The following is a 19062-nucleotide window of genomic DNA, read 5'->3' on the forward strand; positions in this document are numbered from 1 at the left end:
GTTGGGGATGTCTTGTTTTCAATATACTTCCTGGTTCATCCTGCGTTGAGGTCATGATTCGATTAAAGGCAAGTGCCAGTTGCGAGGAGAAGGGGAATCCTGCACTATACTAAAAAGCTTAAAGCACAGCTGCTCTAAGCTCTTTTTGCGTATCCCATTTAAGCCCCTGAAGGAGGTTACCCAACGACTCCTTCTTCAGGGTTCCAGATTCCTTGTAACTTTCTGTTATAGATAATCTGTCCGGTATGGTATGTCGTATGGATTGTAAGGTGGGCAAGTACAGGCGCTTTTTCATCAAGGTTCTCCTCATCCGATTCCTTCACTGCTTTCGTCCATTCAGTCGTAATCTCTGTGATCTTCTTGACGGCTTCATCCCAACTTAAATCTTTCCTGTTCCTGAAAGTGTTGTCGTCCTCTATTTTTTCAACGGGTATGTTTTTAAATCGGTTCAAATGGCGTTCATTATAGAAAATTAAGTGATTGACGATTTCAAAAATGGAGTTGGTGGTTTCGTTTGGCTTCCAATTTGCCTGCTTTTCAGTAAGTCCGTCCACTGAGTTTAGTAACGATACAAACCATGTATTTTCATGGCAGGCATCTAATTGCACTATGAATACATCTTTAGTGTTCATTAGTCTACCTCTCCTTTATTTGGAAATGGATTTAAGATCACTATGAATGTATTCAACAAAAAGGAATAGTACCCTCTATTTTTCTAACCTTCCCTGATGCAGGTCCAGGCCCCGGGCTTTAAGGTCGCTTATAAAAAAGAGGAGGATCAGCATTCACCAGACAAAACAATTACCTCATATTTACCGCTATCCATGCGCACGATATAAACAAAACCTAAAGGGTGGTGAAAGAATGTCTAAACAGAAGAATAAGGACCGTCAGAATAATAAAGCGATGCCGAAGACAGATGTGGAATTTGCTCACAATGGACTTGAGAAGCTGGCATTGAAGACGGAGGAAAGAGAGAATAAGTAAAGACTGAAGAAAGTTTATTCCATCAAGTCTAAAAACAAAAAGAGATGGTTACCGGTAGAGTGGGGACATTCCTACTCTACCCCTTTGCATGTCAACAAGAAGAATCCATCATCCTTTAATTATTCAAAAAGTAAAGTAAAGACCATCTCAAGTCAACTAGAAGCCAGACATTCTCTTTTTGGTAAGTGTAACAGCAGGTATTAGAGCCTCAGCAAACATTTTATTATCAATAATCAGGATATATTATCAAAAAACCAATTTCCCAAGCGATGAAAGTGTTGGGGGTCAGGCCCTTGTTGTCGACGGGAAGGGATTTTGTAATACCGGAATGTCATGGAGTTCATTCATACGTTTGTACAAAAAATCCGTCATCTTCCAGCCATTCGGCTACAAATATATCTCTATAATCAACAATACCTTGTGACTTGAGTTGTTTTTTTAACCAAGACTCATTAAAACCTAAATCATTTAGTTCATCCCATAAAACTTCCCCATCGCGAATTAACGTAACCGGAACATAAACAGATTTTGCAGGCATATTGAAATCTTCTTGAGTCGTTTTTTGATACTTTGTCTTTTTTAATATGCTAATGGAGCCGTTCGATTCTAAATAACAAAATGCAACCTCTCGGATCGAAAACGTTTCGCTTTGCCGAAGCAGGCTTTGCAGCTGGTTGATATTCATTCGGTTTTTTTTCAATTCTTCTCGATCAACTATTCCATTTTTTATAAGAGCAGACGGTTTTCCTTCAAAAATGCCACGAAACGCTAAAAACTTTTGTCCAAGATATTCGACCAAGAAAAGTAAGCATCCCCATAATGCCATTGAGTATATGATATAAAAAATACCGATCTCATGGTCGTATAATGCGTTACCAAGTAATTCTCCCAATACAATAGCGGCAATAAAAGTGAATGGGGTAATTTGATTAATGATTTTCTTCCCAACAAGCTTAACGATAATAAAAAGAAGGAAAAATCCAATGATAAGTTCAGCAGTAAGGTATATGACTTTCATATTATAAAAACTCCATTCAAGCAAACCCATGATTGTGTTATATTTCTAATCTTTTTATGTTTGACAATACAGGTTAAAAAGATTCTTGTTTCATTCAAGAAAGGGCGTTCTTGATTAAAGATATTGGGGCCTGACCCCGACACAGTAAAGCTTTAAAGTGTCGGGGGTCAGGCCCTTATTTTGGTTAATGACAAGTACTATAATCCTATATAGTGAACTTCTAATTAAGGACTATATGACTATTTTCCGTGCTGGTGAATTGGAAGTTGTCAGAATTTTAATAGTCTTTTTATAAATGAAATTAGATTGATAAGATAAGGGCCTACAAAATTTTTTTAATAATTTGAAATCAGCATCTAGGGGTGAAATAACGTCAAAAAACCGATAAATCAGTATTTTTAAGCATGTGAAAATTATGTTACAGTGTTTTACGTCACGCAAAAAGCTATCACAAAGCTTTCAATTGCATTACAAAAATCGACGTTGCAACGTAAAAATGTAATGGTATAAAAGGTAGCAAAAGAATGAGGAGATGAGAGAAAAGAAATGGAAATTCAATCAAATCCACAATTATTATGGTTTATTGGTATATATGCAGTATTGATGGTAGGCATCGGCATTTATATGTCTAAAAAAGTGTCCGATTCAAAGGACTTTATCCTTGCGGGTAAAAGTTTAGGTCCCTTTGTGTTAATGGGTACATTGTTAGCTACGTGGACCGGAAGTGGAAGTATTTCTGGCGGAGAAACTTCCATGGCTTACAGCTATGGTATTGTTCCCTCCTTACTATTGATGATCCCTACACTTGTAGGAATCGGAATATTATATTTTGTTGCGCCGAAAATTCGCGCATTTGGCAAGTATACAGTATCAGGTATTCTCGAAGAAAAATACGGTAAGCATTCACGAAACTTAGCAAGTGTCATCATCATCCTGGCGTATGTTGGGATTGTCAGTTATCAGATGAAAGGTTTTGGGTTCATTTTGAACCTGACGACAGGGATGAGTGTAGAGACAGGTACGATGATAGGTGCCGCTTTGATCATTTTCCTAGCGATGATTGGCGGACTTCGTTCTGTATCTCAAACGGACGCCTTGAGTGGATTTTTAATGGTCGGCGGCTTGATCATTACCGTTCCAACAATTTTTATTATTGCTGGTGGATGGAGTGAAATCGTTTCAAATGTACCCCAAACGCATATGTCAGCAACGGGAGAACTATCAACGATTCAATTAATGGGGTATCTATTGCCTTCATTATTCTTACTGCTTGGTGACCAGAACATGTATCAGCGTTTAGCAGCTTCAAAGGGAGATAAGGCTGCGAAGAAGGCTCAAATCGGTTGGCTGATCGCTATGTTATTGATTTCCCCTGCGATTTCATTAATCGCTTTTGCATCACGTTCACTATTCCCTAACATCGACCCGGGAATGGCTCTAATGGCCACAACGGTTGTGATGCCATTGGCAGTCGGTGGGATCTTAGTTGCAGCTGCAGCATCATTTATAATCACAACAGGGAATTCATACCTACTGTCAGCAGCAACGAATTTATCATACGACATCTATAAAAATTATATCAATCCGAATGCTACGGAAGAAAAGCAGCTCAAAATAACGAAAGCATTCATTGTGATGCTGGGTGTTATGGCTTTTGTCATCATCAGTTACTTCCCAAGCGTATTAAGTGTCCAAATGTACGCGTACACTGTGTACGGAGCAGGAATCACACCAGCTGTATTAGCAGTATTCTTCTGGAAGCGTGTAACGAAAATCGGTGGTATTTCCTCAATGGTTACAGGTGTTGTCACAACTTTGACTTGGGAGGTCCTCCTTCAAAAACCATTCGAATTGAATAGTGTTGTCATCGCGGTGCCAGCTGCCATCATTGTTCTTATTGTCGCAACACTTCTTACACAAAACGATCAGGATATGAAATTAGAGAAAACAGCTTAATAAATTGATCTGCTTATCGTGGCGGAGAAAACATAAATAAGAGAGCGTGTTCCAAAGGTGTTTACCTTTTGGTGGAACACGCTCTTTTTTTGTATTGGGGCAGGTCCTGTGGCCCGTTTTGTGACGTATAGCTTAGGTTGGGGTTAGAGCTCGGGAATTCGGCATTTTTTGCATTAGAAGCAAGAAATTCTCCTTTTGGTTATCGGAGGAGGGGGTATTAATGGTTAGGAGAATCTTTTTATTATCAAAAATGGACAATTTATTATCAATAATCAGAATTTATTATCAAAAACCCCCCACTTATTATCAAAAATAACAATTTATTATCAAAAGCCAAATTCCTATGAGGTGAATACCTGTGTTGGTATCAATAATCATCATAAATAAATCCATCTTATTGAAATAAACCGCACAATCGTCCAGAAAAAGGAGCATACAAGCTAAGACTGACAGAATCAGCTAGTACAAAGTCCCAAGATCTACACTAACGCATCGAAAGGCAGACTCCAGCATCACTTACAGCGTGTATTTCAACGGAATCTGGAGAATGATAAATGAGAATAAACGACCGAAGGGATGAGTGACTTTGAACTATAAAAGCGAATTGCAAGAAGCTCAGGATATAATCCATAAAGCACATCTTCATTTGAAGCAAATAAACTCAAACAGCAGTGAAGCAGAGGCTTGTCGCTTCGCTATTGGCGAACTTGAGAAAGCACAACAGAAAATTCAGCAGGTTCAACAAGGAATCCATCAGTGATGAAGTGGCTTGGGAGTCTTCCCCAAGCCATTTTTTTATTTTGTAAGTGGGAGATCTCGTATTAATCAATATTCCTGCTAGCTGAGTACGAACTCATGGTCCATTTTATGGAAAAAAGGATTGTGGAAGGGATGGTCTTTTGAAATAATTGATATAGTCAAGAACAGCAAGGAGGGTAATAGTGGACAGATTATTCGGGGCATTAATTCTATCGTTAGCACTGTTAACAACTGCAGTCGTAGCAAGCATCCTTTCTGAAGGTTTACTGATTGTTTCAGTTATCTGTATCGGACTGGCAGCTTTGATCGGGTTGATCCTGTTGACGAATACCAAGGAAGAAATCATAAGGCCGGAAGCCAGAGAGGAAATAGAAAAGGGATTAGATGAAGATTAGCATGTGCTCTTGAGGATTGTGGAAAGAAGCTTAGTGGTTTCTTTCCAGTTTCGTCTTCCCGGATTTGCGTATAGCTAAGGTGACTCTTCTCCCAACCCTGTGTTTATTAGGCCATTGAAGATAGGGAGGGATGGAGAAGTTTTAAAGGTTAGTGTGAAATTTGAAAGCATCGCTGTGAAATGAAACTGCTCATGCTCTTCTTATTGTTTTACTTGTAGATTTCATTTTCTAAAATTATCACATTTTCATTGGTAGGGTTCTTAGCCACTTGTTTCGTGTTCTCGACTAAACGATAAATATTGTCACAGCATTGTTGTGCACCCTTTAATAATAACGGTACCCCTATTGAATCAATTTTCAATCCTCTCGATAAAAACCCCCCAATAGACATTACCATTGGAACAGTTGGTGAGGTATTGGAGAAGACGAACTTTTCATTTATTTGAAATCTATTTTGCAGTAATAAAGTTAATTCTTTTAGTGCTGGAACAACGAGTTTATTCCTTTTCCTTCCGATTGTGTACACGGAGTGACCATCTTCATCAATCCCATGAAAAATAAGCTTTCCGAAATCTTTCTTAGTCAATTGATTAAAATAGTTTACATTCATTATTTCTTCCGGTGTTAGCTTTCTTTCTGATTGAGGTAATTGCTTTAAATGATAAGCGGCAGCCAAAGAGGTAGTATGTGTTCCGCCATAATCATTATAGATATAAATCATAGGAAATCTTCCTTATCCATTGTTTATGTATCGATCATTTATGTTTCTTCCCAGTTTTTTATTATTTGAATGACATGCATTGATTATTCAGAGTGTTTATGGGTACCGTGAACGGTTTATTATCCAGGCGTGGAAACAGAAGTTCGGAACAGTTGGATCAGTATATATTTAATTTAGAAGATAAACTCTGATATTTATCAAAGTCAACAAATTATTCAATAATTTAATTCATTGATTAATATATTGAATAAAAATAATGAATTTATATAAATAATTTAAATTTATATTTAAAATTTGTAAAATATGGTGTATGATATGAATAAATAATAGAAAGGGGAACCATATGGCGTATCCTTTACTCACGAATTGTCCTGTTTGCAGCAAGCAGCTTAAGATTACGAAACTGCAGTGTAACCATTGCCAGACAACGGTAGAAAATGAATTTGAAGTGTCAAAACTGGCCGCTCTTGGTCAGGAACAGCTCCATTTTGTTGAGATTTTTCTTAAGTGCCGTGGAAATATCAAGGAGGTCGAGAAGGAACTCGGAATTTCCTATCCGACTGTCAGAGGGAAATTGGATGACATCATCTCTGCTCTCGGGTATACCTCTCAAAAGAAACCGGAAGTGGATAAGAAAAAAATTGTCTCGTTATTGGAAAAGGGTGAAATCACTACAGAGAAAGCCATCCAATTATTAAAAGAGGGGGAAGAATCATGAAGGACGAAATTTCAAGAGTCTTGACGCTGGTGGAAGAAGGAAAGATTGATAAGGAAAAAGCAAGTGAATTGATCAATGTTTTACAGAGTAAGCCGGAGCGGGAGACGTTTAAGAAAGAAGTCCCATATGGTAACAAAATGCTAAAGGTGCGCGTGAATTCCGAGGAAGGCGATAATGTAAACGTGAATGTACCAATTAACCTGGTAAAGGCTGTACTGAAAGTAGGAACGAATATTGCTGAAAAAATACCTGAGGCCGAAAAATATGTGAAAGATATTAACATTGACCTGCTCATCGAAGCGATCGAAAACGAATGGGAAGGGCAGATTGTTGATATCACCTCTGCCAATGGTGATAAAGTTCTTGTGGTCATTGAATAGACCATGTTAAAAGTCAATGTGAAAGTACAGAATAAACGATACTCCATACCCGTTCCCTATGCGATTTTACATGTGGTCGGTCTAATTATTACATCCAAGAGGATCAATCGTTTGATCAATAAAGCGATTAAAAAGGGTGGCAGCAGTACATTCACCTTCCCTGAAATCAAAAGAAACGAGCTGAAGCCGCTGCTGAGGGAACTTTCTAAGTACAGGGGGTTGATCCTTGTTGATACGAGATTGAAGGATGGAACTGAGGTAGTGGTGAAGCTTTAGATTCGTTCCTCTATAAACAATGAGATAGCCGAAGGTCGGGCAGCTGAGCTTTGGCTATTTTTTTGTTTACTCAGGACTTTATTCGAAGCAGCGCCTTTGCAAGCAAGAACGTTTTAAAAGGAATGTCGTCAGGTTTTATAGAATAGTAAAAGGATAGATGTTGAAGATACCGATGCGTTTGAATAAGAAGGAGGTGGTTTTTCATGCTGTTTATGTTGATCGTCAAAGCCTCGAAGAATTCAGCAGCCGGAAACCTCCCGAGCTCTGAGCTAATGGGAGCCATGACGAAGTACAATGAGGCATTGGTTGAGGCGGGCGTGCGGGTTATGGCTAAAGGACTTCATCCAAGTTCAGATGGGATCCGCCTTTCGTATCCGATACCAGGGGGAAAGCCGGAGGTCACGGAAGGTCCATTTACGGAATCGAATGACCTCATTGCCGGGTTCATCCTGATTGATGTGGAGTCCAGGGAAGAAGCCATCGAGTGGGCCATGCGGATGCCGGACCCGCAAGGACATGGGGAAGGCCAGATCGAACTGCGTCAGGTATTTTAAGCGCATGAGCAAACCACTTTTGTTAATCGATCAAAAAAGAATGCCGGGAAAGTGATTTCGTCAACTAATGGGCTGTGGGCCGCATGGTGGATCTCCTGATTTTTTATCCGGTATTTAGTAGTTTGTAAGTATCTATAGGAGGGTGAGATTGATGGTGAAGCTGGATAAGGTAGTCAATGCGTTAGATCGAGAGTTTCATATAAAATCATTTGGAAAAGACCCTGCTTTTAGCCGGTTCATCCCACAGGTTTATGACCCGATAGAATTCGATTGGAAACGTGTGTTTGAGCATGATTTCACTGCATTGTTCAATGGGCTTATGCTGAAAGGTGCTTCAGAAATGAAAAATGTCTTTCTGGCTGTCTTTCCTACAGATTCTGTATTGGAAAGATTCATTCATGAAAGTAAGGAGGGGGATTTTTTATTCATGCACCACCCCTTACTGATGGAATGTGGAGATCCAAATGGAAAATGGGGCAGGGGGTTCGTGCCCATAAAAGAAGAATACATAAACAAAATGAGGGCTAAGAACCTATCTGTATACACTTGCCACGTACCTTTGGACTATCATAAACAATTGGGTACAAGCGCCGCCATCGCGAAGGCTTTGAATGCAACGATTGTTGATGGATTATTGCCAAATGAACAGGGTGATCATCTTGTTTTGGTATGCTCGATTGATGAGACAACTACTGACGAAATCGAACAAGAGTTGAAAGAAATCTTCCAGCTTCCCTATGTTGATTTTGAAGGGAAACGTCTGGATGACATCAGCAAGATTGCCATTGTTGCCGGGTGTGGCGATAAAGTTGAGTGGATGAAGGAAGCGGAAGAAAAAGGGGTCCAAGCTTACATTACAGGTGAAATTCATTGCCATATCGATAACGATTATGGGCGACTTAAATATGAAAAGATGATGGATTATGCTAAAACCACATCGATGTCACTCATCGGTGTCTCCCATTCTGCTTCGGAGTATCTTGTTAAAAAGACACTGATGAAAGATTGGTTTGAAAAGAATTTTGATCTGAATACCGTTTTATTGCCGCAAGAGTATTGGTGGTTATAGAGATAGTGGCCATAGGTATATGACTTGCAGCTTCAGGTCTATTAAGTTGTCTGATGGGAATATGAAGCTGCAGGATGGATCCTTTTTTTTAAGGAGGGAGTTCGTGGAGCTCAGATTGACTAAAGATATCAATAAAAGATTCTGGTATCTATTCCCTTGGGTCTTGTCATTGGTGAGTTTGGCCAATTATTTTACCGGCTGGGAATTCCAATACTTTGTGTTTAATGAACTTGAAGACTATGGAGAGTTACTTTTCGTTCTTCTGGTCCTGGCTTGTGAAAGTGCCCTCATTACAGTATTTATATTGTGGATGATTCATAAAGTTATGAGTAAGTATGGGATAAAGGGGAAAATGCATTGAATACCAAATTAAGAAAATCTTCAACAGATAAATCAATAGCTGGAGTATGTGGAGGCATAGCTGAATATTTCGGTATTTCTTCTTTCGCGGTAAGACTCCTTTTTATTTTTTTACCTGCTAACATCATCATTTATTTAATCCTTGTTAATACGATGTCTGATAGCCCTCCGTCATTATGAACGTCTTTATTTTTATATTGAGATTTCCTATTATGCAATGATCCGGAAGTCAGTATATCTTGGGCTGTTATCAGAAGGAGTTCCCAAAAAAGAAAGGAGGTCTCTTGCATGAAACAAAACTCGCTTGTATTGTACGGAAGAAAAGAATTGAAATGGACTGCAAAAGAAATCCTCCCGCTTGAACATGGTGAAGTATTAGTTAAAACAAGTGCCGGATCCATTAGCATAGGGGCGGAACTGCCGCAGTATCTGGAAACGGATAAAACGGAAAAGTCCCCGAACTATCCTAAAGAAACGGGGTATGAAAGCTATGGTGAAATCATAGACATTGGTGCCGGGGTTGATAAGCTGAAAAAAGGTGATAAAGTCGTCGCATTTTACGGCCATAAAGACTATGGGATCATCCAGGAGCATAAGGCCATCCCAGTGCCAGTAGATCTTGACCCCACGGATGCCCTTCTCATCATATTATCGTGTGACGCAGCAAAGGGTGTCCTGAAACTGAACCCTGACATAGATGACAAAGTATTGGTGACGGGCATGGGGACCATGGGGCTTCTGACCGTTTATTTTCTCAAAGAGTATATGAACGTTCAACACATAGACGTTGTGGAACCGAATCCTTCGAGGGGAAACTTAGCCAGGCGATTAGGCGCACAGCATGTATTTACGGAAACATCGGCGTGTCCCAGAGATGAATATCAGTATGGGTTAGAGTGTTCGGGGAAAAAAGAGGCCTTTCATTGTCTGCAAACCTCACTGGTAGCGGAGGCTGTATTGTGCATCTTGTCAGACGGAAACAAGGACATCTTTGACCTGAATCCGGAGTTTTATGAGAAGGAATTAACGATCATCGGTTCGAGTGACGGCTGGGATTATAGGAAGCATGCCCAGTGGTATTTTGAGCATGTAAGAAGCAGAGGCTCGATATTGAATGAGATATTCGAATTGAAAATCGGGGAAGAGGACTTGATCCGGTGCTTTGAGGATTTGGGGGAAGGGAATGTTAGTCCTTTGAAGGTGTTGGTGGAGTACCGTGAGTGATGTCAGGTTATTTTGAAACATGTCAAACCTTGTAGAGTACAGTTCCAATTGGTTTACTTCTCATACAAAAACGAGTTCTGCGCACTCTTTTTAATAAGCCGATTACAGAATAAAAAAGGAAGCAATTAATTAATTAATTAAATGCTTCCTTTTCCTGTGAGTTATTTTAGCTCGCTTTTTTTTGAGTTTGCATATTTGAATTAAAAAAACACTTCATCATAGGTGGAGTGACAATTGTGGTTACAATAACTACAACAATGATCGTAGCAAATAATTCTTGCGGTATTAGGTTTGACCCCAAGCCCATTGAAGCCACGATTAGTGCAACTTCACCTCTTGACACCATTGCTGATCCTATTCCCATTGAACTATTCCAACCAAATCCAGCTAGTTTGGCACCCGCACCAGAACCAACAAACTTAGTGAATATAGCTAAAATACTTAGCAAAATAATGGGAACTAAATTATCAATAATACCCGTAAATTCAGCAGAAATACCAATGTACGCAAAGAATATCGGAACAAATATAGAGTAACTAATCGTTTCAACTTTTTCAAAAACTTCGTGTTTGAATTTTGTTAAACCTATTGCTATACCAGCAATATAAGCTCCAATGATAGTAGCAACTCCTGTATATTCTGCCGCATATGCGTACAAAAAACAGATAATTAACGCAGCTGAAATAACAGATTCACTAATAGGCAAATGAGTGAATCTTTTCATGAACCAAGGTACGACTTTCCATGCTGCCCAAATGGCTGCTGTAAAGAATAAGACTTTCTTTAATACCAATGTTGTTAAAGCAACATCTCCACCACCGGCAAAACTCATTAAAAAGGCCAAAACAATCATGACAACGACATCATCAATTACAGCAGCACCTAAAATAGTAGTTCCTTCAGATGTTTTTAGTTGGTTCATTTCTTTAAGTGCTTGTACTGAGATACTTACACTCGTTGCAGAAAGCACAATACCTAAAAACCAAGATTGGAGATTCGTTAAATCCATCATCAACCCTGTAAAATATCCTAAAAATAACGGAACAATTATTCCACCAAAGCCAACAAATGTTGATGATTTGCCAGATCGTTTAAATTCATCTAAATCAGTTTCTAACCCCGCGATGAACATCAGCAAAATGACACCAATTGTACTGAATGCAGATAAAGTATCTGATGCACTAATTAGCCCAAAAACAGATGGCCCTAACAAAATCCCAACAATAATTTCTCCAAGAACGGATGGTTGACCAAATTTCACACTTAAACTTCCTGCAAGTTTCGCTGCAATAATAATGAGTGCTAATTGAAGAATAAACATATGATTCCGCCTTTCAAAATTCATAATTTGCTTCAAAAATGCATACCAAAAAACCTGTTACCAAGACATAGTTATCCCTTGGTGACAGGCTCCTCCTAATGTTCTTTTTATAAACTTGTATAGATGATCTATTAAATGGCACTGGAACTTGGATAAGACAATAAACAAGCTAAACTAAACATATTATGAAACGAGTTTTAATCCTATTGCAGCACCTAACACCATGCCGATAAAAATAACTCTTCGCCAGTCTTTTGATTCACCATATAAAACCATGCCTAAAATGGCTCCACCAGAAGCCCCAATTCCTGTCCAAATTGCATAAGCTGTACCCATAGGAAGTGTTTCCATTGAATAAGCAAGAAATATAAAACTTGCTCCAAATCCGAGAATCAATAGGACTAATGATTGCCAATTGCGGTCCTTATGCAATTTATTTATCATAGTAACGCCGAACACTTCACATAAACCTGCTAAGATTAAAGAAATCCATGCCATTAGGATTCATCTCCTTTCTGCACTTTGTCCTTTGTCACTAATTTCAAGCCAATTACTCCTGCTAATAACAGTAAAATCAACAGTACTTTTTCCACTTTAAATGGTACTCCAAAGAAAATGGTTTCAGAAAAGACAGTTCCTGCAGTACCTAATCCAACAAAAACTGCATATACAGTCCCTACTGGAAGTTTTCGTCCGGCCATTATCATTACATAGAAGCTGATGATGATAGCAATAATCGTTCCAGCCCAGGTCCAAAAGTCATTGGCGTGTTTTAAACCAATTACCCAAAAAACCTCAAAGAAAGCTGCAACGAATACTTTAATCCAGTTTTTATTCATTTTACCAACACCTCCAATTGTAGTATTACCAAAAACACAAAAAAGCCCGGGAGAAATCTGTTTATACAGGTTTCTCCCGGGCTTTTATCCCTCCGTGACACAGCAATGCTGCTGTGAGTTTTCTCTCGGACCAGACCAACAACTTGTTGCGGAACCCTAGAAAACATTTACGTTATTTGGTTACCTTTAATTATACATGCATTTGAAAATTATTCAAGATTAACAGAGTGGAATATAATGGTGAACTTTATGAGACTGAGTAAAGTTGAATATGAATCCTTCTATAGATTAGATGAATTTGCATTAAGGAAGTAAAGTTTATACAAAACATCCATATGCATAATTAGACTAAAGTTTTCAGAAGGGAGTTTTACAGTTGTGCAACGTATAAAATTTATGATTAAACAATTCCAAAGTGAGCCCTTGTGGTTTAAAACTCTGATCATGACCACTTTGCTTTTTTCAATAATTTTTAGCAGTTCCTTTGTTTCGAATAATGATTATGTTCAAGGCTTTTCAAAATTAGCTGCTGCTATCTTTTTTTGTGCTTATGGAATAAAAATGAGAAAAAACCTTCGAATTTCTATTATCTTTTTTGTTTTAACAGTTACATGTGTTTATTTATCCATTCTGTCTATATCTTAGATAGATATATATTTTGCTTTTGAATTAAGACACCGAAAAAAGGAAATAAAGTGTAAGCAGTTTTAATAACAAATATAAGTACATTGATCCCTTGGAGGATTAATGTACTTTTTTGTTGAATTACATTAACAGAAATTTAAAGTTTTAGAGAGGGGAAATGATATGGATCCTATTTTAATAGATGTTCCGTTAAAAATAGAAACAGATAGACTAATTCTTCGAGCACCACAACAAGCTGGTGACGGGAATGTAGTACACCAAGCTATTAAGGATTCAATTACTGAGCTAAAGCAATGGTTGCTTATATTCCAGGCAATTCCTACTGTTGAAGAAACAGAAATTCTCCTGAGAAACGCCCATATAGATTTTTTGAAAAGAGAAGGCTTTCGCTATCTTATCTTTCATAGGGATACTAAAGATTTTATTGGAACTGCTAGCCTTCACAGAATCAATTGGAAGATTTCCAAATGTGAAATTGGATACTGGATTAACTCGCAATTTAGTGGCAATGGATATATGACAGAAGCAGTAAGTGAGTTAACTAACCTTGGTTTACAGAAACTCAAATTTAGAAGGATTGAAATAAGATGTGAATCAACAAACGTTAAAAGTCGTTCGATCCCAGCAAAACTAGGTTTTGAATTAGAAGGAACCTTAAGGAATGATGATTTATCCGCAGATGGAAGCAAGCTAACTGACACTTGTATTTATTCAATAATAAAGTAAACGTTGTGAAAGGGGATTCCATTTAAAATAAATCAATAAGGATTTTAGCACGTTCTAATTTAAGAATAGGGGAGTTTAACAGAGTAAATGGATTCGGCAGATCTTCAACAATCGGGGGCTTTAATGAAATAAGAAGTCCATAAAATTTTCTAGAACCCAGTACCATTTAGGTCTGGGCTTTTCTGATTAAATACCGTGCTTATTTTGACTTAAGGTAAACTAGGTTGAAAATCCCTTATACAGCTTGTTATGTAGGGTGCAATATCTTTTCGTTTTGGCACTGATTTTTACGTTTTCTAACTGAAAACTGAACCTGCTATGAATTAGCAGGCTTTTTTATTTAAAATAAGTTCTCTGTTTCCGATTTAAATGAATGTACCTAGATTTACTTAAGTGGCTGCCCTGATAACAGTGGTGACCTGATGATCAACCGCTTTCGGCCAGGTTTGGTTTTCATAACGGAAAAAAGGACGCAACCCGTGATGACAAGGAGACTGCCGGCAGCTTGGACTCCGTTCATTTTTTCACCTAGAAACATGAACGCCAATAAAGCTGTAAACACCGGATTGAAGTTCAGGAACAGACCGGATGTGCTCGGCCCGAGGTGATGGACGCCGACATTCCAAAGCACCATGCACACGACCGTTGAGATGACTCCTGTATAAAGAATTGACCATAGAAAGGATGCATCCACATTGGTTACGGTCATTTCCTTTAGATTAAACGGAAGGAGTACCAGAAGACCGAAGATGCCAGAGTAAAGGATGGACATCATCGGGGTCACGAATGACATGGCCCATTTGCTGCAAACGGAATAGATGCCCCACATGCCGACGGCTGCCAGCATGTACATGTCTCCGTGATTGAACTGAAGGGACAGAAGCAATTCCACATGTCCCCTTGAAAGGACAAGCAGCACCCCGAATAGCGATACCATCATCGCCATGAGCTGGTATGGATTGATTTTTTCTTTAAGAAAAATGAACGAACATGCGGCAATGGAAAACATATTTATTGTAGAGATTAGGCCGACGTTGGTGGCCGATGTTTCTTCCAGCGCCATGAATTGTAAAGCCTGAAACAGGGCTACTCCGGAGATCCCCATTAAAAACAGCGGAAGGATGGATTGCCTTGGGGGAAGAAGCTTCTTCTCTTTTCTCCATACCAATGGAATCAGACAGATAATCGCAATCGTCCACCTCAGCATCGTCAGCGTTATCGGTGATGCGTGATCGACGAGCGTTTTGCCCACAATGAAATTTCCGCCCCAAAGAAAGCTTGTTAATAACAGCAACAGATGATACTTCACGTCATTTAGCCCCTTTTCTTTTTAATCAAGAAATAAAGAGCCATTGTGCACAATGACATTATTCATATGAATTATTTTAACATTTTTCTTATTTAACAGAAGAAGATTTTGTATAATGATAGTAATTCAAAATATATAAAAGAATTATAGACAAATAGATTATTTTATTCATTTTTAATAATAAAATTGAAGTGTTTTTGGAACAATCGAAAAGGGTGATAAGGATGGAATCAATAGTAAGCAGGGTCCTGGATCAAATGGATTTAACCATTTTGGATTTACTCCAGAAAAATGCACAAATCAGTAATCTTGAATTGTCCAAGCGCGTGAACTTATCTGCGCCGGCCGTTCATGCCAGAATTAAGAGGCTGGAAGCGGAAGGCTACATAAAAAAACATGTCGCCATCTTAAATCATGAGAAACTGGGCTTTGATTTATTGTGTTTCGTCTTTATGAGCACAGGTTTGCATCAGGCGGATCGATTGCATGTACTTGAAGAAACGCTGGAGTCCATGACTGAAGTATTGGAATGTCATTGTTTAACCGGGGAGTACGATTATCTGCTGAAGGTGGCCTGCAAAGATCGCAAGGGTCTTGAAATATTTATTCGGAAATTGAATGAAATGGGTATATCCAAAATCCAGACCAGCTTAGCGTTAAGGGGGATCAAGGATTCGACGGTGCTGCCGCTTCAGGGGTAGATGGATTTATTAGAAGCTGGTTCTCTATTTTTTCAGGAAAACATTAACAATAATAATTGACATTTCATTCCAATAACTTATAATTTAAGTAATTAAGTAAACACTTAAATAATAAAAGGAGGGACGGACTTGTCGATCAACGAGCTGTTTAAAGCCCTGTCTGATGAGAATAGAAGAAAGATCCTGGACCTGCTGCGTAAGGGGGATTTGACGGCAGGAGAGATTGCGGAGCATTTTGACATCAGCAAGCCGGGGATATCGCAGCATCTATCGGTATTGAAACACGCTGAATTGGTATATGCGTTCAAGAAGGGGCAATATGTGTATTATTCATTGAATTCATCGGTTTTCCAGGATGTCATGAAGTGGATCATACAATTTAATTCTAAGGGGGAGAACGAGTGAATAGTAAATTCTTGATTAGTTTATTGACGATTTTATCATTTGGGGTAAGTGTCTATCTTTATGTCACCAAGAGCGAAATGATGGATTCTGCGTATGGACCTGGGGAAGTCATCTTGTTTGCGATTCCGGTCACGATGATGGTAGTGGTGATTCAACTCTTCACTGTACCGATCCTGATGAATCAGGGGGCCTTCTTTTCCCGATTTAAAAAGGGGATAGATCACATCTTTGTATCTCTCACTGTCATTTTATTCATTCTGCACATGGGGCTACTGCTGCTTGCTTCTGGAACCCAATTTGACATATTGAGACTGCTGCCGATTCTAGTAGGGACGGTCTTGATCACCACCGCCAACGCACTTCCACGATTCCAACTAAACACCTCAGACCAACCCACATCATTAATGAATTCAACTCATCAAGTATGGAACATCACCCTGCGTCCGTTCGCCTATCCACTGTTTTGGGGAGGCATCCTCATGTGTCTCTGTGTATTTCTTCAAGGAACATTCATGCTGATCAGCTTCTTTGGCATCTTATTGATTACGCTGCTCGCGGCTGTAGCTCGTGCATACAAAGCCTATCAGCTGCATGTATCAGGACGATGAAAGGGGGATTCCAATGAAAGAAGGAAGAACGTGCCCAGAATGTCAGTCTCAGAGACATGCTACTGGAGAATTTAAGGGGTACGGTGCACTGTTTGGAAAGAAGTCCATATTGAAACATTCTCCAGTGGATGCTTGTTTTTGTTTGGATTGCGGTACGATAATACTCCTTAGGGTTCGGAATACGGAGAAGTTTGTGTGATGGGAGTGATCCCGGAAAGGGACATGGGGACAGGTACCTTGACCTGTTTTTTGACAGAAGAATTGAGAAGGGTGGTTTGAGATGGAGGGAAAGGGCAGCTTTCAGGGAGACAATTATTTATCTCCTCTGACAGCTACTGTGTGATATCCCCGCGATACCGGACCCTTCAAAACTCTGACATGCTTAAATTTCAATTGTTCCATGATTGGGCGCAGTTCAGATTCAATCAAGTGTTTTATCGTCTCCCAGGATTCCCCGTTTTTCCCATCGCAAAGTGTAATCGTTACGCTGCCTCCAGGTGTTAACACCCTGTGTATTTCCTCTATGGCTTTGGATAGATCACCCCAAAAATACACCGAATGGATACTGAACACGGTTGAAAACTGCTCATCATGAAAAGGCAGTTCTTCAACGCTGCCGTGGACTAAGTTCATCCGCTTGTGTCTTCGTGCTTTTTTGTTGCGGATGGCTGCGGAATGGAGGAGGGTTGTTGAGAGGTCTAAGCCTGTGACGTTGTGGCCCTCTTTTCGATTTAGAATATGTTTTAATGCAAATCCCGCACCACATCCGATCTCGAGGATCTGTTCATTCTTCTGAAGGTTCAGATGTTGAACGGTCCAGAGTGTCTCGGGTTTATGCTGGCGGATCATTTTTTCGCCAATCAACCATCCGATCACCCCTTTTGGGTGCTGATATTGGGAGTCCAGGATGCTTTGGAGCTTTTTTGCCAGAATCATTTATGTCCCTCCTTTGGTTTCAATCATTGTCTAGTTCCACTATAATTTCCTTATAACTATTAAACAACCTGATAATACTTATAGTTGTTATTAAATATTTTTATAGGATTGAGGGGTTGGCGTGGAAATCAATCAGCTTAAAGCATTTGAACTTGTTGCAAGGCTTGGATCATTCAGCAAAGCTTCGAGACACCTCGATGTATCTCAGCCTACAATCAGTCTGCGGATAAAAGAGTTAGAGAAAGATATTGGCGGATTTCTTTTTGTCAGAGCCGGTAAACAAATGGAGCTGACGGATTTAGGAAGAGGGTTCCTTCCTTATGCAAGACAGGCACTCGACACATTACACAAAGGGCAAGAAAGGGCTCAGTCGATAAAAGAGGGCAAGAGAGGGGAAATCACGATCGGGACGCTTCCGACTTTTACAACCGGCCATTTCACCTCGGTTGTAAGGGAAATGTACAACCGTTTTCCGGACATCGACGTAACCATTCATACCGGTCATAATCAACAGATTATCGAGATGCTTTATGATGGGTTCATAAACCTCGGGTTGATCACTTCCCCGTTTTTCAATAGGGACTTAAAGAGGCTTCATACCATAAAAGAACCCTTGGTATTCGTTGCTCATCATGCTCACAGATTCAGTCAAATGAGAGGCGGGAGTTATACGGTAGAGGAAGTGTTTGCTGACAGTGAGCCCTACATCATGACGGATTGGAGTGAGGAGAGCAAGCATTGGCAAAGAACGAATATGTCATTCGGCTCCGATGCACTTGAACTGCCGCCGGCCACGGCGCTGGAATTCGTTCAGCATGGCCAGGGGACAGCGCTCTTAACAGAGTCAATGGTGAGTTCCCTCATTGAAAACGGAACAATTGTCAAACTCGAACCAAGTAATATGCCGGCATTGTATAGGGAAATCGCCTTGGTAAGCTTGGATCGTGAACAATCGCTGGCTCCTGCTGCCCGGAGTTTTTTGGAGACGTTGAGGTCCGGGGGATGGGGGCGGGTTCCTTGAGCAGATTGATAAAACCTACTTGTTAAAGGGATTTCCAGTCGCGGAAATCCCTTTAAATTTAGGATGTATGGGGTATCGGGCACGATTTATGTGCGGGACTTTTCATTGAAGGGCGAACTACCGATTTTCCGACA

At 39.6% G+C, this 19062-nt stretch carries 25 protein-coding genes and 1 riboswitch; of the genes, 17 read left to right on the forward strand and 8 right to left on the reverse strand.

Features of this window, described 5'->3' with window-relative positions:
• Positions 1–176: 176 nt before the first annotated feature.
• Positions 177–632, reverse strand: coding sequence for a DinB family protein (locus ACUXV2_RS08750; RefSeq protein ID WP_446246623.1), 456 nt, complete (start codon positions 630–632; stop codon positions 177–179).
• Between the two features lie 232 nt (positions 633–864).
• Between ACUXV2_RS08750 and ACUXV2_RS08755 the strand changes: the two genes are divergently transcribed.
• A complete protein-coding gene (locus ACUXV2_RS08755) occupies positions 865–987 on the forward strand; it encodes a hypothetical protein (protein ID WP_446246624.1) in 123 nt (40 codons plus the stop codon).
• A gap of 340 nt (positions 988–1327) precedes the next feature.
• On the opposite strand, the gene ACUXV2_RS08760 is transcribed toward ACUXV2_RS08755, so the two are convergent.
• Positions 1328–2005, reverse strand: a complete 678-nt coding sequence (locus tag ACUXV2_RS08760) for a DUF421 domain-containing protein (RefSeq protein ID WP_446246625.1) — start codon at positions 2003–2005, stop codon at positions 1328–1330.
• Between the two features lie 546 nt (positions 2006–2551).
• Here ACUXV2_RS08760 and ACUXV2_RS08765 point away from each other — a divergent pair.
• From ACUXV2_RS08765 to ACUXV2_RS08775, 3 genes are all read left to right on the forward strand, one after another.
• Positions 2552–3961, forward strand: coding sequence for a sodium:solute symporter family protein (locus ACUXV2_RS08765; RefSeq protein WP_446246626.1), 1410 nt, complete (start codon positions 2552–2554; stop codon positions 3959–3961).
• Between the two features lie 580 nt (positions 3962–4541).
• A complete protein-coding gene (locus ACUXV2_RS08770) occupies positions 4542–4721 on the forward strand; it encodes a hypothetical protein (RefSeq protein ID WP_446246627.1) in 180 nt (59 codons plus the stop codon).
• Positions 4722–4902: 181 nt separating this feature from the next.
• Positions 4903–5115, forward strand: a complete 213-nt coding sequence (locus ACUXV2_RS08775; RefSeq protein ID WP_446246628.1) for a hypothetical protein — start codon at positions 4903–4905, stop codon at positions 5113–5115.
• A gap of 208 nt (positions 5116–5323) precedes the next feature.
• On the opposite strand, the gene ACUXV2_RS08780 is transcribed toward ACUXV2_RS08775, so the two are convergent.
• A complete protein-coding gene (locus tag ACUXV2_RS08780) occupies positions 5324–5836 on the reverse strand; it encodes a DUF3189 family protein (RefSeq protein ID WP_446246629.1) in 513 nt (170 codons plus the stop codon).
• 343 nt (positions 5837–6179) lie between these two features.
• Between ACUXV2_RS08780 and ACUXV2_RS08785 the strand changes: the two genes are divergently transcribed.
• The 8 genes from ACUXV2_RS08785 to ACUXV2_RS08820 all read left to right on the forward strand — a co-directional run bounded on the left by ACUXV2_RS08785 (position 6180) and on the right by ACUXV2_RS08820 (position 10417).
• Positions 6180–6554: a DUF2089 family protein gene (locus tag ACUXV2_RS08785; protein WP_446246630.1), complete on the forward strand. Its 375-nt coding sequence runs from the start codon at positions 6180–6182 to the stop codon at positions 6552–6554.
• Positions 6551–6934, forward strand: a complete 384-nt coding sequence (locus ACUXV2_RS08790) for an SHOCT-like domain-containing protein (protein WP_446246631.1) — start codon at positions 6551–6553, stop codon at positions 6932–6934. Before ACUXV2_RS08785 ends, ACUXV2_RS08790 begins: the two co-directional genes overlap by 4 nt.
• Positions 6935–6937: 3 nt before the next feature.
• Positions 6938–7210 (forward strand): hypothetical protein, encoded by a 273-nt coding sequence (locus ACUXV2_RS08795; RefSeq protein WP_446246632.1) that lies wholly within the window; start codon positions 6938–6940, stop codon positions 7208–7210.
• 203 nt (positions 7211–7413) lie between these two features.
• The gene (locus tag ACUXV2_RS08800) at positions 7414–7764 is read left to right on the forward strand and encodes a YciI family protein (protein ID WP_446246633.1); all 351 of its coding nucleotides are present in this window, start codon (positions 7414–7416) and stop codon (positions 7762–7764) included.
• Between the two features lie 151 nt (positions 7765–7915).
• The gene (locus ACUXV2_RS08805) at positions 7916–8833 is read left to right on the forward strand and encodes a Nif3-like dinuclear metal center hexameric protein (RefSeq protein ID WP_446246634.1); all 918 of its coding nucleotides are present in this window, start codon (positions 7916–7918) and stop codon (positions 8831–8833) included.
• 103 nt (positions 8834–8936) lie between these two features.
• Positions 8937–9194: a hypothetical protein gene (locus ACUXV2_RS08810; RefSeq protein ID WP_446246635.1), complete on the forward strand. Its 258-nt coding sequence runs from the start codon at positions 8937–8939 to the stop codon at positions 9192–9194.
• A complete protein-coding gene (locus ACUXV2_RS08815; RefSeq protein ID WP_446246636.1) occupies positions 9191–9373 on the forward strand; it encodes a PspC domain-containing protein in 183 nt (60 codons plus the stop codon). The genes ACUXV2_RS08810 and ACUXV2_RS08815 overlap by 4 nt, the downstream gene beginning before the upstream one ends.
• A 108-nt stretch (positions 9374–9481) precedes the next feature.
• Positions 9482–10417 (forward strand): zinc-dependent alcohol dehydrogenase, encoded by a 936-nt coding sequence (locus ACUXV2_RS08820; RefSeq protein WP_446246637.1) that lies wholly within the window; start codon positions 9482–9484, stop codon positions 10415–10417.
• Between the two features lie 166 nt (positions 10418–10583).
• Here the strand turns inward: ACUXV2_RS08820 and ACUXV2_RS08825 are convergent, their stop codons facing one another.
• The 3 genes from ACUXV2_RS08825 to ACUXV2_RS08835 all read right to left on the reverse strand — a co-directional run bounded on the left by ACUXV2_RS08825 (position 10584) and on the right by ACUXV2_RS08835 (position 12577).
• Positions 10584–11738, reverse strand: a complete 1155-nt coding sequence (locus ACUXV2_RS08825; protein WP_446246638.1) for a cation:proton antiporter — start codon at positions 11736–11738, stop codon at positions 10584–10586.
• A 183-nt stretch (positions 11739–11921) separates the two neighbouring features.
• The gene (locus ACUXV2_RS08830; RefSeq protein WP_446246639.1) at positions 11922–12236 is read right to left on the reverse strand and encodes a DMT family transporter; all 315 of its coding nucleotides are present in this window, start codon (positions 12234–12236) and stop codon (positions 11922–11924) included.
• The gene (locus ACUXV2_RS08835; RefSeq protein WP_446246640.1) at positions 12236–12577 is read right to left on the reverse strand and encodes a DMT family transporter; all 342 of its coding nucleotides are present in this window, start codon (positions 12575–12577) and stop codon (positions 12236–12238) included. The genes ACUXV2_RS08830 and ACUXV2_RS08835 overlap by 1 nt, the downstream gene beginning before the upstream one ends.
• Before the next feature lie 71 nt (positions 12578–12648).
• Positions 12649–12748: riboswitch (guanidine-I (ykkC/yxkD leader) on the reverse strand.
• Between the two features lie 636 nt (positions 12749–13384).
• On the opposite strand from ACUXV2_RS08835, the gene ACUXV2_RS08840 reads away from it, so the two are divergent.
• Positions 13385–13948, forward strand: coding sequence for a GNAT family N-acetyltransferase (locus tag ACUXV2_RS08840; RefSeq protein ID WP_446246641.1), 564 nt, complete (start codon positions 13385–13387; stop codon positions 13946–13948).
• A 385-nt stretch (positions 13949–14333) separates the two neighbouring features.
• On the opposite strand, the gene ACUXV2_RS08845 is transcribed toward ACUXV2_RS08840, so the two are convergent.
• On the reverse strand, positions 14334–15257 hold the full coding sequence (locus ACUXV2_RS08845) for a DMT family transporter (RefSeq protein WP_446246642.1): 924 nt from the start codon (positions 15255–15257) through the stop codon (positions 14334–14336).
• 224 nt (positions 15258–15481) lie between these two features.
• Here ACUXV2_RS08845 and ACUXV2_RS08850 point away from each other — a divergent pair, with 224 nt between their 5' ends.
• The 3 genes from ACUXV2_RS08850 to ACUXV2_RS08860 all read left to right on the forward strand — a co-directional run bounded on the left by ACUXV2_RS08850 (position 15482) and on the right by ACUXV2_RS08860 (position 16971).
• The gene (locus ACUXV2_RS08850; RefSeq protein WP_446246643.1) at positions 15482–15958 is read left to right on the forward strand and encodes an Lrp/AsnC family transcriptional regulator; all 477 of its coding nucleotides are present in this window, start codon (positions 15482–15484) and stop codon (positions 15956–15958) included.
• Positions 15959–16093: 135 nt separating this feature from the next.
• Entirely contained in the window at positions 16094–16363 is a 270-nt protein-coding gene (locus ACUXV2_RS08855; RefSeq protein ID WP_446247030.1) for an autorepressor SdpR family transcription factor, read from the forward strand.
• A complete protein-coding gene (locus ACUXV2_RS08860) occupies positions 16360–16971 on the forward strand; it encodes a hypothetical protein (protein WP_446246644.1) in 612 nt (203 codons plus the stop codon). Before ACUXV2_RS08855 ends, ACUXV2_RS08860 begins: the two co-directional genes overlap by 4 nt.
• Positions 16972–17283: 312 nt before the next feature.
• Here ACUXV2_RS08860 and ACUXV2_RS08865 read toward each other — a convergent pair whose 3' ends face one another.
• Entirely contained in the window at positions 17284–17907 is a 624-nt protein-coding gene (locus ACUXV2_RS08865) for a class I SAM-dependent methyltransferase (protein ID WP_446246645.1), read from the reverse strand.
• A 121-nt stretch (positions 17908–18028) separates the two neighbouring features.
• On the opposite strand from ACUXV2_RS08865, the gene ACUXV2_RS08870 reads away from it, so the two are divergent.
• Positions 18029–18928 carry a LysR family transcriptional regulator gene (locus ACUXV2_RS08870; RefSeq protein ID WP_446246646.1) on the forward strand — a complete coding sequence of 300 codons (900 nt, stop codon included), beginning with the start codon at positions 18029–18031 and terminating at the stop codon, positions 18926–18928.
• Positions 18929–19062: the final 134 nt, after the last annotated feature.

Source organism: Rossellomorea sp. NS-SX7 (genome assembly GCF_052828565.1).

Excerpts from the sequence above, each read along its gene's own strand:
- ACUXV2_RS08750 (WP_446246623.1), bottom strand. The coding sequence starts at position 632 with ATGAACACTAAAGATGTATTCATAGTGCAATTAGATGCCTGCCATGAA.
- ACUXV2_RS08755 (WP_446246624.1), top strand. The coding sequence starts at position 865 with ATGTCTAAACAGAAGAATAAGGACCGTCAGAATAATAAAGCGATGCCG.
- ACUXV2_RS08760 (WP_446246625.1), bottom strand. The coding sequence starts at position 2,005 with ATGAAAGTCATATACCTTACTGCTGAACTTATCATTGGATTTTTCCTT.
- ACUXV2_RS08765 (WP_446246626.1), top strand. The coding sequence starts at position 2,552 with ATGGAAATTCAATCAAATCCACAATTATTATGGTTTATTGGTATATAT.
- ACUXV2_RS08780 (WP_446246629.1), bottom strand. The coding sequence starts at position 5,836 with ATGATTTATATCTATAATGATTATGGCGGAACACATACTACCTCTTTG.
- ACUXV2_RS08785 (WP_446246630.1), top strand. The coding sequence starts at position 6,180 with ATGGCGTATCCTTTACTCACGAATTGTCCTGTTTGCAGCAAGCAGCTT.
- ACUXV2_RS08790 (WP_446246631.1), top strand. The coding sequence starts at position 6,551 with ATGAAGGACGAAATTTCAAGAGTCTTGACGCTGGTGGAAGAAGGAAAG.
- ACUXV2_RS08795 (WP_446246632.1), top strand. The coding sequence starts at position 6,938 with ATGTTAAAAGTCAATGTGAAAGTACAGAATAAACGATACTCCATACCC.
- ACUXV2_RS08800 (WP_446246633.1), top strand. The coding sequence starts at position 7,414 with ATGCTGTTTATGTTGATCGTCAAAGCCTCGAAGAATTCAGCAGCCGGA.
- ACUXV2_RS08805 (WP_446246634.1), top strand. The coding sequence starts at position 7,916 with ATGGTGAAGCTGGATAAGGTAGTCAATGCGTTAGATCGAGAGTTTCAT.
- ACUXV2_RS08820 (WP_446246637.1), top strand. The coding sequence starts at position 9,482 with ATGAAACAAAACTCGCTTGTATTGTACGGAAGAAAAGAATTGAAATGG.
- ACUXV2_RS08825 (WP_446246638.1), bottom strand. The coding sequence starts at position 11,738 with ATGTTTATTCTTCAATTAGCACTCATTATTATTGCAGCGAAACTTGCA.
- ACUXV2_RS08830 (WP_446246639.1), bottom strand. The coding sequence starts at position 12,236 with ATGGCATGGATTTCTTTAATCTTAGCAGGTTTATGTGAAGTGTTCGGC.
- ACUXV2_RS08835 (WP_446246640.1), bottom strand. The coding sequence starts at position 12,577 with ATGAATAAAAACTGGATTAAAGTATTCGTTGCAGCTTTCTTTGAGGTT.
- ACUXV2_RS08840 (WP_446246641.1), top strand. The coding sequence starts at position 13,385 with ATGGATCCTATTTTAATAGATGTTCCGTTAAAAATAGAAACAGATAGA.
- ACUXV2_RS08850 (WP_446246643.1), top strand. The coding sequence starts at position 15,482 with ATGGAATCAATAGTAAGCAGGGTCCTGGATCAAATGGATTTAACCATT.
- ACUXV2_RS08865 (WP_446246645.1), bottom strand. The coding sequence starts at position 17,907 with ATGATTCTGGCAAAAAAGCTCCAAAGCATCCTGGACTCCCAATATCAG.